Below are 14,002 nucleotides of genomic sequence, written 5' to 3'. Positions count from 1 at the left end.
GCTCGAAGCCGAGCTCGGCAGCATGCAGCGCCTGGCGTCCCAGCGCCTCGACCGCCTGCCGCGGCTCATCGGGGAGGCGGTTGACCTTGGTGGCGAAACCGGGAGCGTAGATCTGGTCGGCGACCAGCGGGTGGCCGATATGGGCCATGTGAACACGAATCTGGTGGGTGCGGCCGGTCTCGAGCTCGCACTTGAGGCGGGTGATGTCCCACCCCTCGTCGCCGAAGCGGGCTTCGACCGCGTAGTGGGTGATGGCCTCGCGGCCGTCCTTGCGCACCGCCTGCTTCAGCCGGTTGGCGGCGTCACGTCCGAGCGGCGCGTCGACGGTGCCGCGGGCCTGCTGCGTCCGCCCCCAGGCCCAGGCGAGGTAGGCGCGGTGCAGCGGCCCGGTCCGGCCGTGGTCGGCGAACTGGGCGGCGAGGTGGTGGTGGGCCTGCTCCGTCTTGGCCGCCACCATCACCCCCGACGTGTCCTTGTCGAGCCGGTGCACGATGCCGGGGCGCCTTACACCGCCGATGCCCTTGAGGCTATCGCCGCAGTGGTGGAGGAGCGCGTTGACCAGCGTGCCGTCGAGGCTGCCGGGAGCCGGATGGACGACCATGCCGACCGGCTTGTTGATGACGATCAGGTGGGCATCCTCAAACAGGATATCGAGCGGGATGTCCTGGGCAACCGGATCGGCCTCGATCGGCTCGGGCGCGGTGAGCGTGATCGTCTGCCCGGCTTTCAGCCGGTAATTCGGCTCGGCGACGGTTGCACCATTGATCGCGGCGCTTCCCGCCAGTATCAGGTCCTTGATCCGGTTGCGCGAGAAGACCGGTACCGCCCTGGCGAGCGCGGCATCCAGCCGACCGCCCGCATCGGCGGGATCGACGACGAGTTGCCATTCCATTTCCTCGCCGGGAAAATCCTGCATGAGCGATCCTCAAGACAAAGCGGAAACGCCCGAACTGACGCCGGAAGCGCGGGCAGTGCTGGGCCGAGCGCGCAAGTCCTTCATGGTGTCGATCGGGCTGCTGGTCGTCGGCCTTATCGCCGTCGGCGGGGCGCTTGTCTACCGCGCATCGCAGTCGGACGGCAAGGCGAGCGCGGACTACGTGATCGCCGCCCTGAAGATCCCCGAGGGATCGGAAGTGGTGTCGGCGGTGGCCGCGGACGGCCGGCTGACGGTGACCTACCGGCTGGGGCCGCTGACCAGCGTGCGCATCTTCGACGGCAAGTCGGGGGAGTTGATCCGCGAGATCCCGGTGGTCAGCGAGTAGGGCCAAGGTCACGGATCGTCCTCGCGGGGACTGCCCGGCGGCGGAGGAGGGAGACGCTCAGGTGCCGTCCTGCAGCTCGCGCAGGGCCTTGAGGCGATCGGACACGGCCTGGCCGCCCGGCAGGGTGCCGGCCCGCGCGTTCGGTCCGCGTACCGCAGGCGGCTCCTCGGTCGCGGTCGGATCGGCGAAGCGCTGCACCCGCTCGAGCAGGCTCTCGTCGCTGTCCGGCGGGCCGTGGCCCTCGAGCGCATAGACGATACGGCTGACATCGGAAGCGATATCGTTGAGCCGCTCGCGCAGGTGCGACTGCTCGATGCGGTCGCTGTCCCAGTCGGCCATGACGGTGGCCTCGACGCCGGAGACCTTGGCGCGCAGCTCGGCCATCTGCTCCTCGAGGCCGAGCTTTTCGGCGAGCAGCATGTCGTGGCGCTGTTCGCCGTCGACGACGAGGCGACTGGTCTCGGCGAGGATGGTGCTGACGCGGTTCTCGGCATCGGCGATACGGGCTTCGGCGGCCACCAGCTCGCTCTGCGCCTCGGTGCGGCTGTCGTCCTGTCTCGCCAGCTGCTCGCGGATCTGGGCGACGCTGGCGACGGACTCGGCCTGGCGTCGGTCGGAGTCCTCGAGCTGGGCGATCAGCGAACGGTTCTGCGTCTCGAGGAATTCCGCGCGCTTGCGCTCGATCTCGATGCGCTGCAGCAGCTCGTCGATGTCTTCGTTGTAGTTGCCGGTCAGGGCCTTGCCGTCGAGGGCGAAGGCGCGCGGGGCATTGCCCCTGATGGCCTCGCGGGCCGCCTCGAGCTGGCTCGCCTTCTCGCCCAGCTCGCGGTCGCGCATGCGCAGCTTCTGCGCCAGGTCGGCGCCTTCCTTCTCGAGTTCGAGGATGCGGCGGCGCGCCTCTGCCTCGCGCTCCTCGAGTTCCTTGACGATCTGCAGGTGCGTGTCGCGCTCGCCCTTGATGCCGCCCAGCTCGGACTTCTTGCGGTTGATGTCGCGCAACTGGTCGGCGAGGCGGCGACGGAGCGCCTCGACGTTCATCTCGAGCCGGCGGGTGGAGAGAGCGAACTCGGCGCGCAACTGGTCCTTGTCGGCGCGGAACTCGGCCATGGTCATCGGGGTCGCCGCCTCGATGCGCTTCTTGGTGAGGCGGACGGCGCGGCGCCACACGGCCGGCAGGATGATCAGCGCAAGCAGCCCTGCGACCAGCACGCCGAGGGCGAAATACATAATGTTTTCAATGGCCATTACTGAACTCCGCGACCGGCAAGTCCCGGTTCGGGTACGCGCGCCCACCCAGCATGGCAGCGCGGCGGCCCGGCCGCCATCTTTGCCCTTCGCTAACCTTAACGGAAGTCGGAGGCGCGGTCACGACGGCATGCCTGCCATGTTTCCGTCACAATGCTGAACAGATGCATCCCTCTCGCCAGCAGGCCGATCCACTGCCGAGGGGACAAGTCACGGCCTTTCGAGCGTCAATGGCCCCCTGCGGGGACGCCAGACACCGCCTTTCGACCGTAGGTCTCAAGGCCTTCTTCGCTCAAATCGGTCCACTGGACCGATTTGCCCCTGCGGGGACGCTCAGAAGGGATTCCAGGTGGGTTCCTGGGTGAATTTCAGGTAGCCGACATTGAGCCCGAGCCGGGCGCCGACGCCGGAGCGGATGGGGACCATGACGACATCGCCGTACTTGAGCACGGTCATGCCGAGCCCGCCCACCACATAGGCGGATCCGTCGACGCCGGGATAGCGGCCGTAGACGTCGGAGACGCTGGGCAGGTTGTAGACCAGCATCATCACCTTGGAGCCGTCGCCGCCGAAATCGAGCCCGACGGTCGGACCCTGCCAGAACAGCGGGTGCTCGCCCTGGTTGCGGGTGTACATCGTGCCCTCGCCGTAGCGGGCCCCGGCGAAGATGGCCCCGCCCGCTTCCTCGCCGAGGATGTAGGCATTGGGCAGGCCGAACTGGCTGACGGCGCGCTCGACCAGCGAGGCGAGGCCCTGTGCCACCGAACCGAAGAAGGCGCCGCCGGTCTCGACCAGTTCCTCGCCCGAATAGGTGTCGGACACCGATCCATTGGACTGGGCATAGGTCATGGTCGAGGCGCCGACGAAGGCAGCCGCGGTGGTCAGGAAGAAGGCGGCGAGGATGATGTAGACGAGGCGGCTGACCATTGGGTACTCCCGGATGACGCTGACGGATCGTTTACGCGACGCTTACCCCCAATGCGTAGGGTGAGGCGCAGCTGACCCGGCTGAGACGGACTCTAGGCTGTCATGGCGGCAATGATGCGGCAAAAGCGTAAACAAATCTTAACCATAAGCCGACTGGCGCGGCTGTTGGCGGTGCTGTTCGCGCTGACGGCGCTGCCGGCACACGCGGCCTCTCTGGTGACCACCATCGTGACCGACCGGCTGACCGGGGTGGCGATCGAGGGCTACGACCCGGTGAGCTACTTCACCGAACCGGATCCGCAGCTGGGCAGCCCGGATTTCGAGTACCAGTGGGGCGGGGTGCCATGGTACTTCGTCTCGGCCGCCAACCGCGACATCTTCATGCGCAACCCCGAGATCTACGCGCCGCAGTTCGGCGGGCACTGCCCGACCAGCCTCGCCCGCGGCTACCTGAGCGACGGCAAGCCGCGCCTCTACGTGATCTCGAGGATGAAGCTCTACCTGTTCTACTCGGTCTCGAACCGGGAAGCGTTTCTGCAGAGCGGCGACGTCTCGCTCGACACGGCGCTGGTGAACTGGCCGGCGCTGGCCAAGGGACTGACGGGCGAGGAAGCGAGCACGGCGGAAGCCGTCGCGGCGGCGGTTGCCGCTCCGGAAGAGACGGCGCACTGAACGCGGCGGACCGCTTCAGGCCCCGCCGCCGACGCCCGCGGCCGGATGCGGGCCGAACCACTTCGACCGGATGCTGGCCCAGTCCCGCAGCGCCAGCGCGATCGCCTGGTGCATGTCGAGATAGGTATAGGTGCCGAGCCGACCACCGAACCAGACCCGTGCCTCGAGGGCGGCGCGGGCCCGGTAGCGTGCCAGCACCTGGCGGTCGGCCGGGCGGTCGATCGGGTAGAACGGCTCGTCGCCACGCCCGGCAAAGCGCGGGAACTCGCGCACGATCACCGTGCGATCCCTGGGGTAGGAGCGCTCGGGATGGAGATGGCGGTACTCGGTGATGCGGGTGAATTCGACGTCGAGATCGGCGTAGTTGACGATCGCGGTGCCCTGGAAGTCGCCGGTTTCGACCACCTCGCTGGCAAAACCGGTGGTACGCCAGCCCAACTCCCCCTCGGAATAGTCGAAGTAGCGGTCGATGGCGCCGGTGTAGACGACGGGCGTCGCCGCCGGCGCCGTGCGGCGCAGGTCCAGCCAGTCGATGCCGAGCCGCACATCGATGCGGGGATCGGCCAGCATGTGGGCGAACAGCGCCGGGTAACCGTCCAGCGGCTGGCCCTGGAAACGATCGGAGAAGTAGCGCCCATCAAAGGTGAAGCGCACCGGCAAGCGGGTGATGACGCCGGGGGGCAGGTCGCGGGGATCGGTCTGCCACTGCTTCATCGTATAGCCGCGGATGAAGGCCTCGTAGAGCGGGCGGCCGATGAGCGAGAGGGCCTTCTCCTCGAGATTGTCGGGCTCGCGCCCGGCCGGCACTTCGCGCTGGCCCTCGATCAGGGCCCGTGCCTCGTCTGGGGTCATGTGCCGGCCGAAGAACTGGCAGATGGTCGAAAGGTTGACCGGCAGCGAGAAGGATTGCCCGGCATGCAGCGCGCGGCCGTGGAAGACGAAGGCGTTGAACCGGGCAAAGCGGCCGAGATAGGCCCAGACCTCCTCGTTGGAGGTGTGGAACAGGTGCGGCCCGTAGCGGTGCACCTCGATGCCGGTCGCCGGGTCGGGCGCCGAAAAGGCGTTGCCGGCGACATGCGAGCGGCGATCGACGACCAGCACGCGCAGGCCTTCGGCCGCCGCGCGCTCGGCAATGGTGGCGCCATAAAAGCCCGCTCCCACAACGATCAGGTCGGCGTGCTCGAGTGCGTGCATGTTCCGCGGGTTCCTGTTGCGCGCCGGGGGCGCGCCGCGCCATAGGGTAGGGACGCACAGGCCCGCCGGAAAGCCCCATGGCATTGCCACACCGTCGTTTTGCCGTTCTCGTCCGTGCCGGCGAGAGTTCCCTGCACCGGGCCTGGCTCGGGGGCGAGCCCCGGACCTGGGACCTCATCGTCTCGTGGTTCGGCGCAACGCCCTACGTTCCGGGCGGCGACGAGATGGTGCTCGAGCAGCGCGGCATGAAGTACGACGTGATCGCCAGGCAATTGCGCGAGCACCCCGAACTCGTCGAGCGCTACGACTACATCGTGCTGGCCGACGACGATGTGGAGATCAGCGTCGAGACGATCAATCGCCTGTTCGAGGTCGCCGAGCAGGAAGGGCTGGAAGTATGCCAGCCGGGGATGACGGCGAACAGCTACTTCTCCTTCATCCACCACCTGCAATCTCCCTCCTTCCGGCTGCGCTACACGCCCTTCGTGGAGGTGATGTTTCCCTGCCTGTCGCGCGCCGCGCTGAGGCGCGTGCTGCCCTATTTCGAGGATTCGCCGTCCGGCATGGGACTCGACCTGATCTGGGCCCGGCTCGAGCCCGACAACTGGTTCCGGGCGGCGGTGGTCGACAGCCTCGCGATGCGGCACACCCGGCCGCTCGGCAGCGCGGTCGCCGGCAAGATGCGCGAGGCCGGACGGGACGGTCGCGCCATCCTGCACGCCATGCTGCACCGGTTCGGCACGACGATGCCGCACCGGATCTTCTACTGCTATGCCGGGGTCACCCGCTCGGGCCGACGCGTCGGCGCTTTCGGGACCAGGTGGCGCATGGCCTGGGACAGCCTCCTGCGGTTGCGGCACTGGCCGATGCCGCGCCCGCTGGGCAAGTGGTGGGTGCTGTACGTCCGCTCCCCCAAGGTGATGCCGGTCGATACGCTGGTCTCCGCCTATGACGGGCCGCTACGCCTCGACTGAGCGCGGTCAGCCGGCGGGTTCGAGAGCGAAATCGGCCGCGAGGCGGGCAAGGCCGGTGGCGAGCGGCGTGGTGACACGCCAGCCGAGCAGGCGCTGGGCCCGCGCGGGGTCGCCGACGAAGCTGTGGATATCGAAGCTGCGCGCCGGAGCGAGCTCGGCCGAGGCGCGGCCGCCGCCCAGGCGGATCGCGATTTCCGCCAGCTCGCCGAGCGTCGTTCCCGCGCCGCTGACAAAGTGGATGGGCGGCAGCCCCCGCTCGCCCGCCCCGAGTACGTGGATGAGGCGCAGCAACCCATCGGCGACATCGTCGACATGGGTGAGGTCGAAGGTGTGGCGCGCCCCCTCGATGCTCAGCGTGCCGCCGCGCATGCCGGCGGCGACGAAGGCCGGCACCACGCGGGTGGCATGATCGGCGACGCTGCCATAGACCGAGGAGAAGCGCACGATCGAGGTCGCCAGGCCCTCGGCACGGGCCGCTTCGCACAGGGCCTCGGCGGCGACCTTGCTGCGGGCGTAGGTGTTCATCGGCCGGAACGGCGCGTCCTCGCTGACCGGTTGCACATCCTGCTGGCCGTAGACCTCGCGACTGCTGGCATAGACGACCCAGGGGCGGCGCGGGGCGGCGAGGGCGGCGGCAAGGATGCTGCGGGTCGCCTCGATGTTGACGGCATCGCAGCGTTCCGGGTCCCGCTCGCCATCGACGACGCGCGACACGGCCGCCAGATGCACGATGCCCTCGACGTCCCCGACGAGCGCCCCGATCGCGTCGCTGTCGCAGATGTCGAGCCGGTTGTCGGGCGGGGTGGCGCGCAGGTCGATGCCCCGGGTTGCGATGCCGTTCCGGGCCAGCTGCTGGCGCAGCGCCGTGCCGATCAGGCCATGCGAACCGGTGATGAGGACTGTCATTTGCGACCCTTGCGGCTTCCGGCGATTGCCCTAGCCGGTCCTGCCGGGTGTCGCAAGGCGACAGCGGGACGCTAGGGCGGCGGCGCAGTTCCGGCTAGTGTTTCGACAAGCGATTCGGAAGTGACGGAGACTGCAGCAATGGCCGACATCATCGAGCTCAAGGCGACGGACCTTGCGGCCATGCTGTGCTCGAGGGTCTGCCACGACCTGATCAACCCGGTGGGGGCGATCGGCAACGGGCTCGAAGTGCTGTCCGACCCCAGCCAGGCGGCGATGGCGGAAGGCGCCCAGGAACTGATCGCCAGCGCCGCCAAGCAGGCGCGCGCCAAGCTCGAGTTCGCGCGGCTGGCCTACGGGGCCTCCTCGACCGCCGGCACCGATTTCGACACGCGCGAGTGCGAGCGGGTGGCGCGGGTCTATTTCGAGATCGAAAAGGCGGACCTCGACTGGCAGGTGCCGCTGATCCTGCTGCCCAAGCACAAGGCCAAGCTGTTCATGAACATGCTGCTGATCGCGGCCATGGCGGTGCCGCGGGGCGGGGTGGTGACGGCCCGGATCGAGGGGCCGGCCGGCCAGGAGGTGTTCAGCTTCACCTCGAAGTCCGATCCGGAGAAGCGGCAGAAGACGCTGATGCCATCCGGAGCGGAAGGGCTGCTGTCGGGGGCGCCGGACGGCGGGGTCGATGCGCGCGGCATCCAGCCGTTCTATACCGGCATCCTCGCCCGGATGACCGACATGGAGCTGAAGATCGGCATCGAGAACGATGTCTTCAGCTTCACGGCAACGCCCAAAACAGTTGCGGCCGCCGCCTGAGCCTGTCCGGTTTCAAGTTTCGCTAACTATTCGTAGGGACTTTTGGCGGATAGTCGGGGCGAGCGTCTAACGTCGCTGCCAGCAGTGCCCCGCGGAGAGCGCGTCATGAAGTCCTGCCTCGTCGTCGATGATTCCAGTGTGGTGCGCAAGGTCGCGCGCCGCATCCTGGAAGACCTCGACTACATCGTGGACGAGGCCGAGGACGGGCAGGAAGCGTTCGACAAGTGCCGCCAGGAAATGCCGGACGCGATCCTGCTCGACTGGCAGATGCCGGTGATGAGCGGGCTCGAGTTCCTCAAGCTGCTGCGCGCCTTCGTCGGCGGGCAGGCGCCGCGGGTGGTCTACATGGTCACCGAGAACGATATCGGGCAGATCGCGCTGGCGCTGAAGGCCGGCGCCTCCGACTACATGATGAAGCCGTTCGATCGCGACGTGCTGGAAGGCAAGTTCGTCGAGCGGACCCTCGAACGGGTCAGCGCGTAAGCCTTACGGGCGAAGGAAGCTCGCGTAGGCGACTATCTTCCGCTGTCGGAGGGCAGTTGTTTTTCCATGAAGACGCTCAGCGGATCGGGGGCGTAGGGCGCGAAGGCGTCGCGCACGAGGTAGCCCATGCGCTCGTAGAGGCCGAGGGCCTCGGTATTGTGGATGCCGGTTTCGAGCCGCACGATACGAATGCCCAGTTCCGAGACGTGAGCCTCGAGCATGGCGAGCAGGCGCTTCGAGAGGCCCTTGCCGCGCTGCGCCGGATCGACCCACATGCGCTTGATCTCCGCCCAGCCGTCATTGGCGACGATGGCGCCCGTGCCGATGGCGACGCCGTCGGCGGTGCGGGCGACGAGGAACAGCACCTCCGGCGCGCGCAGCGCATCGATCGGCAGGTAATGGTTGCTTTCCGCGGGGTAGAGCGCCGCACCATAGGCCTCACCGGCCATGAGGAGGGCAAGAACGTCAGGCGCGCCGGGATCTTCGCGGGAAGCGGTGATTTCGGTCATCTGTATCGGCCGGTTGGAGGTCTCCCGCCTCATAGACAGGGCTGCGGGAGAAATCCAGCGCCGCTCACATATCCGGAAAGAGCAGCGAGCGGTGGGTGGAAAACCCGGCCTGGGCGCCGTCGCCCACCGCGAAGGTGACCGAGCCGAAGGGCCGGGCCGCGTCGCCCGTCGCGAAGACGCCCGGCACCGTGGTGGCCTTCATCGCATCGGTGGCGATGTAGGTGCCGCCCGGATGCTCGGCGATGCCGCAGCCCAGTTGCACGGCGAGATCGGATTGCGGCGTCGTGCGGGTGGCGGTGAAGAGCCCCTTGAGCGGCAGGATGCGCCCATCCGCCAGTTCCGCATCGGCATTGTCGCCGACGAGTCGCACGACCGGCGTGCGCTCGATCTCGGCGCCGCGATGCTCGAGCTCGGCGAGTTCGGTGGCCGATGGTTCGGGCTGGCCGTTGAGCAGGTAGGTGGTCTTGCCCCAGTCGGGCAGCATCATCGCCTGATGGATGGAGTTGGGACCCACCGAGAGGACACCGATCGGACCGTCGCCGAGCTCGTAGCCGTGGCAATAGGGGCAGTGGAACACCGCGCTTCCCCAGCGTTCCGCAAGACCGGGCAAACCGGGGAGCTCGTCATTGACCCCCAGGGCGAGGATCAGCCGGCGACCTCGGGCCGTTTCGCCCGTTTCGAGCGTGACCGAGAAATCGTCGCGGCTGCCGGAGGCCTTGGTGGCGCGCACCGGGCGCCAGCCGACGTTCGGGTAGGCGGCAACCTGCGCGCGCGCCGTCGCGGCGATCGCGGCGGGGTCGATCCCGTCCTGCGTCAGGTAGCCATGCGAGTGGCTCGCGAAGCGGTTGCGCCGCTGGCCGGCGTCGATGACGAGGATGTCGCGGCGGGCACGGGCGAGCTGGAGGGCGGCGGCGAGGCCGGCATAGGAGCCGCCGACGACGATGGCATCATGCATGTGGAGCATCCCCTTTGTTCCTGTGGTGGTGCCGGATGGCCCTGTGGCTGAAATCGGCGGCGAGTGCGGCCAGCGTCACGGCCCCGAGCCGGTCGACCAAGAGGGCCTCGGCATCGGCGAAGGCGCTGCCGAGCGCGTGATTGACAGCCTGCTCGACGCGGCAGCCGGGATGGGCAAGCGGGATGCCCATGGCGATCAGGCGGGGCGCGCCGAGCGCGTCGTAGATGTCGCGTAGCGTCACCGAGGCGAGGTCGCGGGCAAGCTCCCAGCCGCCGCCACGGCCCCGGGCGGAGCGCACCAGCCCGGCCTCGCGCAGCCCTGCCATGGTGCGGCGCACGACGACCGGATTGGTGCTCATCATACGCGCCAGCTCGTCCGAGGTGAGCGGCCCGGAGTGATCGGCCATGTGCAGCAGGGCGTGCAGCACGGCGGAGAGGCGATTGTCCTGACTCATGTAACTTAGGATGTTACATTATGGAGGCGCGGTCAAGCGGGCTGCCGGGCGCAGGCTCGGTGACGCGGGAGGCCGGGCTCAGGGTCCTGTCGGTGGGGCGAAGACCAGCAGGCTGCTCCAGCCGGTACCTGGGCCGGCGGGCCAGGCGCTGCGGTTGATCCGCAGGACGGCATCGCGCGGCGAAAAGAGGGCGCCCAGCAGGGTGCTGAACTGGGCGATCAGCGGACGGAAGCCATCCTCGGTGCGGATGTTGGACACCTCGACCACGATCCGGCCATCGGGCCGGAGGGTGCGGCCGAGGCGGGCGAAGATCGCCGCCATGTCGTCGAAATAGCCGGGGCCCCAGGGATCGTCGGCGAGATCGACCGTGGGGTAGGGCGGACTGCAGAGCAGCAGGCCGATCGGCGGAAGGCCGGTGAGATCGACGGTCTCGGCCTTTCCGGCAATGATCCGGTGCGGCGGCACGAAGTGGCGGCGCAGGTAGTCGAGGCGCTCGGGCGCGGGTTCGATGCCGATGGCGCGGCGGTGCAGCCGGGCGGCGGCGGCGAGGAAGGTGCCGAGGCCGGCGAACGGATCCAGCACCCAGTCGCCGGGGGCCGACCAGCGCTCGACGGCGCGGATCGCAAGGTCCAGCGGCGCACGGTCCTCGGCATAGCCCGAGAAGTCGATCGGCTCGAGCGTGCCATCCACTTCCCAGACGTCATCCATGTCAGGCCCGCCTCGTGTCGCTGCGCCGGCAAAAAACGCAAAACCCCGCGCCGGCCGGCACGGGGCTATCCCGATAGCGCTGGTGCCCGCCGGGCGCCGAAGTCAGGCGACGCTCTCGACGAAGCTGTCGTTCTCGTCGGGCTCGCGCAGCACGTAGCCGCGGCCCCAGACGGTTTCGATGTAGTTCTTGCCGCCGGTGGCGACGGAGAGCTTCTTTCTCAGCTTGCAGATGAACACGTCGATGATCTTCAGTTCGGGCTCGTCCATGCCGCCATAGAGATGGTTGAGGAACATCTCCTTGGTGAGGGTGGTGCCCTTCCTCAGCGAGAGCAGCTCCAGCATCTGGTATTCCTTGCCGGTCAGGTGCACGCGGGCCGACTGCACTTCGACGGTCTTGGTATCGAGATTGACGGTCAGATCGCCGGTCTGGATGACCGACTGGGCATGGCCCTTGGAGCGGCGGACAATGGCGTGGATGCGGGCGACCAGCTCGTCCTTGTGGAAGGGCTTGGTCATGTAGTCGTCGGCACCGAAGCCGAGGCCGCGCACCTTGTCCTCGATGCCGGCGAGGCCGGAGAGAATGAGGATGGGGGTCTGCACCTTGGCGACGCGTAGGGTGCGCAGCACCTCGTATCCCGACATGTCGGGCAGGTTCAGATCGAGCAGGATGATATCGTAGTCGTACAGCTTGCCGAGATCGACGCCCTCTTCACCGAGATCGGTGGTGTACACGTTGAAACTTTCAGATTTGAGCATCAGCTCGATGCTCTGCGCCGTCGCGCTGTCGTCCTCGATCAAGAGTACACGCATGCCGTCGATCCCCTTAAACCGTCCCTAGCTGGAACCGGGTGAAGCGCTGTTCGCCTTCAGCCCTAACCGAACCCTACTGGATATGACTCAAAGCTAAGCGCAATTAGTTAACAAAGTTTAATTCTGATCCGCAAGATGCAATCCATTGCACCTTAGGAATATGTTAATTCATTGAAAACATTGAAGAAAATGACGAAATCGGACTTAATAAATTAGGTTAAGAAGACCTTGTAATCGACTCTGTCGACTCAGAGATTTCAGGGGATGGCGGGTGGAAAAACCGGAGCGGGCGAAGCGGCCCACGACGCACCGGACAAGCATGGTTAACGCTTTTTGCTTAACGTTCGGTTACGCTTCGATCCAGCCGAATCGCGGAGTTTTGAGCGCGCCATGAATTCGCTGGTGTCCGCCATCGAGGCCATCGACGACGTCGAGGTCTTCGGCCGCGTGCGCACCGTGCAGGGCCTCCTGATCGAGGTGGTGGGGCCGGTGCGCGAACTGCGCGTCGGCGGCCGCGTGGCCATCGAGAGCACGGCCGGCGGGATGCTCGGGGCCGAGATCATCGGCTTTCGCGACGGGCACGCGCTGTGCCTGCCGTTCGGGGCGCTGACCGGGGTGCGGCTGGGCTGCCGGGCGGTATTCAGGAGCCATGCCGGCGCCGTGGCCCCCTCGGACAGCTGGCTGGGCCGGGTGATCAACGCCGACGGCGCGCCGATCGACGGCAAGGGGCCGCTGCTGCGCGGCGCGCATGCCTACCCGCTGCGCCAAACGCCATTGCCGGCGCACGAACGGGCGCGGGTGGGCGATCCGCTCGACATGGGGGTGAGGACGCTCAACACCTTCACCACCATGTGCGAGGGCCAGCGCATGGGCATCTTCGCCGGCTCCGGCGTCGGCAAGTCGGTGCTGATGAGCATGCTGGCGCGCAACGCACAGGTCGACGTGGCGGTGATCGGGCTGATCGGCGAGCGCGGCCGCGAGGTGCAGGAATTCGTCACCGACTACCTGGGCGAGGTCGGTATCCAGCGCGCCGTGGTGGTGGTGGCCACCTCCGACGAGGCGGCGCTGATGCGGCGGCAGGCGGCCTACCTGACGCTGACGCTCAGCGAGTATTTCCGCGACCAGGGCAAGCGGGTGCTGGTGATGATGGACAGCCTCACCCGCTTCGCCCAGGCCCAGCGCGAGATCGGCCTCGCCATCGGCGAGCCGCCGACGGCCAAGGGCTACCCGCCGACGGTGTTCACCGAACTGCCCAGGCTGCTCGAGCGGGCGGGCCCCGGGCTCGTCGGCTCGGGCTCCATTACCGGACTGTTTACCGTTTTGGTGGAAGGTGATGATCACAATGAGCCCATTGCGGACGCCGTGCGCGGCATTCTCGATGGGCACATCGTGATGGAGCGTTCGATCGCGGAACGGGGTCGCTACCCGGCGGTGAACGTTCTGAGGTCTATCTCGCGCACCATGCCGGGATGCGTGCCGGTCAATACCCGGCCGCTCCTGATGAAGGCGCGGGAACTCATGTCGACCTATGCCGACATGGAGGAACTGATCCGGCTGGGGGCTTACCGGAAGGGATCGGATCCGGGCGTGGACCGTGCCATAGCGATCAACCCGGCGCTGGAGCAGTTCCTGACCCAGCAGCGGGAGGAGCGCACCTCGATCGCCGACGGCTACACCATGCTGCAGGCGATCGTTGAAAGGGCCGGCGCGTGAGAAGTGTGAGTGACTTGTTGTGTAAGGAGTACAAGTCGTGAAGTCGCGCAGCGAGAGCCTGATCCGGCTCAAGAAATTCCAGGTGGACGAAAAGCGCCGCCAGGTCACGCAGATCGAGATGATGATCGCCGACTTCGAGCGCATGGCCGCCGAGCTCGATCAGCAGATCGAAATCGAGCAGCAGAAGACCGGCATCTCGGATGTCGCGCACTTTGCGTATTCGACCTTTGCCAAGGCCGCGATCGCGCGGCGGGACAACCTGCTGGCCTCGGCCGCCGACATGCGCGGCACGCTCGAGGCGGCGCAGGATGCGCTGGCCGAAGCGGTGGAGGACCTGAAGAAGGTCGAGTTACTCGATCAGCGCGAGCACGGCCGCG

General features: G+C 67.5%; 17 protein-coding genes. 7 read left to right on the top strand and 10 right to left on the bottom strand.

What is annotated here, in order from left to right; genetic code table 11:
- The coding region (locus tag ACE3TU_RS11115; protein WP_374624096.1) for an RluA family pseudouridine synthase at window positions 1–916 on the bottom strand (916 nt) is incomplete at its 3' end.
- Between ACE3TU_RS11115 and ACE3TU_RS11110 the strand changes: the two genes are divergently transcribed.
- Window positions 915–1,262 (top strand): hypothetical protein, encoded by a 348-nt coding sequence (locus ACE3TU_RS11110; RefSeq protein WP_374624094.1) that lies wholly within the window; start codon window positions 915–917, stop codon window positions 1,260–1,262. The genes ACE3TU_RS11115 and ACE3TU_RS11110 overlap by 2 nt on opposite strands.
- A gap of 57 nt (window positions 1,263–1,319) precedes the next feature.
- Here ACE3TU_RS11110 and ACE3TU_RS11105 read toward each other — a convergent pair whose 3' ends face one another.
- Together ACE3TU_RS11105 and ACE3TU_RS11100 are read right to left on the bottom strand one after the other, a co-directional pair.
- Window positions 1,320–2,507, bottom strand: coding sequence for a hypothetical protein (locus tag ACE3TU_RS11105; protein WP_374624091.1), 1,188 nt, complete (start codon window positions 2,505–2,507; stop codon window positions 1,320–1,322).
- Window positions 2,508–2,840: 333 nt separating this feature from the next.
- Complete coding sequence (locus ACE3TU_RS11100; protein WP_374624103.1) at window positions 2,841–3,356, bottom strand: DUF1134 domain-containing protein; 516 nt, start codon at window positions 3,354–3,356, stop codon at window positions 2,841–2,843.
- 249 nt (window positions 3,357–3,605) lie between these two features.
- On the opposite strand from ACE3TU_RS11100, the gene ACE3TU_RS11095 reads away from it, so the two are divergent.
- Window positions 3,606–4,106: a YHS domain-containing (seleno)protein gene (locus ACE3TU_RS11095; protein WP_374624100.1), complete on the top strand. Its 501-nt coding sequence runs from the start codon at window positions 3,606–3,608 to the stop codon at window positions 4,104–4,106.
- A gap of 15 nt (window positions 4,107–4,121) precedes the next feature.
- Here the strand turns inward: ACE3TU_RS11095 and glf are convergent, their stop codons facing one another.
- Window positions 4,122–5,300 carry a UDP-galactopyranose mutase gene (gene glf / locus ACE3TU_RS11090; RefSeq protein WP_374624088.1) on the bottom strand — a complete coding sequence of 393 codons (1,179 nt, stop codon included), beginning with the start codon at window positions 5,298–5,300 and terminating at the stop codon, window positions 4,122–4,124.
- Between the two features lie 77 nt (window positions 5,301–5,377).
- Between glf and ACE3TU_RS11085 the strand changes: the two genes are divergently transcribed.
- Window positions 5,378–6,274, top strand: coding sequence for a DUF707 domain-containing protein (locus ACE3TU_RS11085; protein ID WP_374624085.1), 897 nt, complete (start codon window positions 5,378–5,380; stop codon window positions 6,272–6,274).
- 6 nt (window positions 6,275–6,280) lie between these two features.
- On the opposite strand, the gene ACE3TU_RS11080 is transcribed toward ACE3TU_RS11085, so the two are convergent.
- Entirely contained in the window at window positions 6,281–7,180 is a 900-nt protein-coding gene (locus ACE3TU_RS11080; RefSeq protein ID WP_374624082.1) for an NAD-dependent epimerase/dehydratase family protein, read from the bottom strand.
- Between the two features lie 138 nt (window positions 7,181–7,318).
- On the opposite strand from ACE3TU_RS11080, the gene ACE3TU_RS11075 reads away from it, so the two are divergent.
- Together ACE3TU_RS11075 and ACE3TU_RS11070 are read left to right on the top strand one after the other, a co-directional pair.
- Window positions 7,319–7,993 carry a histidine phosphotransferase family protein gene (locus ACE3TU_RS11075; protein ID WP_374624079.1) on the top strand — a complete coding sequence of 225 codons (675 nt, stop codon included), beginning with the start codon at window positions 7,319–7,321 and terminating at the stop codon, window positions 7,991–7,993.
- A 105-nt stretch (window positions 7,994–8,098) separates the two neighbouring features.
- Complete coding sequence (locus ACE3TU_RS11070; RefSeq protein ID WP_374624076.1) at window positions 8,099–8,476, top strand: response regulator; 378 nt, start codon at window positions 8,099–8,101, stop codon at window positions 8,474–8,476.
- A gap of 32 nt (window positions 8,477–8,508) precedes the next feature.
- Here the strand turns inward: ACE3TU_RS11070 and ACE3TU_RS11065 are convergent, their stop codons facing one another.
- The 5 genes from ACE3TU_RS11065 to ctrA form a co-directional block, all read right to left on the bottom strand.
- On the bottom strand, window positions 8,509–8,985 hold the full coding sequence (locus ACE3TU_RS11065) for a GNAT family N-acetyltransferase (protein WP_374624073.1): 477 nt from the start codon (window positions 8,983–8,985) through the stop codon (window positions 8,509–8,511).
- Window positions 8,986–9,049: 64 nt separating this feature from the next.
- A complete protein-coding gene (locus tag ACE3TU_RS11060; protein ID WP_374624098.1) occupies window positions 9,050–9,940 on the bottom strand; it encodes an NAD(P)/FAD-dependent oxidoreductase in 891 nt (296 codons plus the stop codon).
- A complete protein-coding gene (locus ACE3TU_RS11055; protein ID WP_374624070.1) occupies window positions 9,933–10,394 on the bottom strand; it encodes an Rrf2 family transcriptional regulator in 462 nt (153 codons plus the stop codon). Before ACE3TU_RS11055 ends, ACE3TU_RS11060 begins: the two co-directional genes overlap by 8 nt.
- A 78-nt stretch (window positions 10,395–10,472) precedes the next feature.
- A complete protein-coding gene (locus ACE3TU_RS11050; protein WP_374624067.1) occupies window positions 10,473–11,102 on the bottom strand; it encodes a DNA methyltransferase in 630 nt (209 codons plus the stop codon).
- Window positions 11,103–11,204: 102 nt separating this feature from the next.
- Window positions 11,205–11,912 carry a response regulator transcription factor CtrA gene (gene ctrA / locus ACE3TU_RS11045; RefSeq protein WP_374624064.1) on the bottom strand — a complete coding sequence of 236 codons (708 nt, stop codon included), beginning with the start codon at window positions 11,910–11,912 and terminating at the stop codon, window positions 11,205–11,207.
- 390 nt (window positions 11,913–12,302) lie between these two features.
- Here ctrA and fliI point away from each other — a divergent pair, with 390 nt between their 5' ends.
- On the top strand, window positions 12,303–13,625 hold the full coding sequence (gene fliI, locus ACE3TU_RS11040) for a flagellar protein export ATPase FliI (protein ID WP_374624061.1): 1,323 nt from the start codon (window positions 12,303–12,305) through the stop codon (window positions 13,623–13,625).
- Between the two features lie 37 nt (window positions 13,626–13,662).
- On the top strand, window positions 13,663–14,002 hold a 340-nt coding region (locus ACE3TU_RS11035), incomplete at its 3' end, for a flagellar export protein FliJ (protein ID WP_374624058.1).

Origin of the sequence: Devosia sp. (assembly GCF_041917035.1) — a bacterium.
Classification (GTDB): Bacteria; Pseudomonadota; Alphaproteobacteria; order Rhizobiales; family Devosiaceae; genus Devosia_A.
This window is presented reverse-complemented; position numbering and strand designations above follow the sequence as displayed.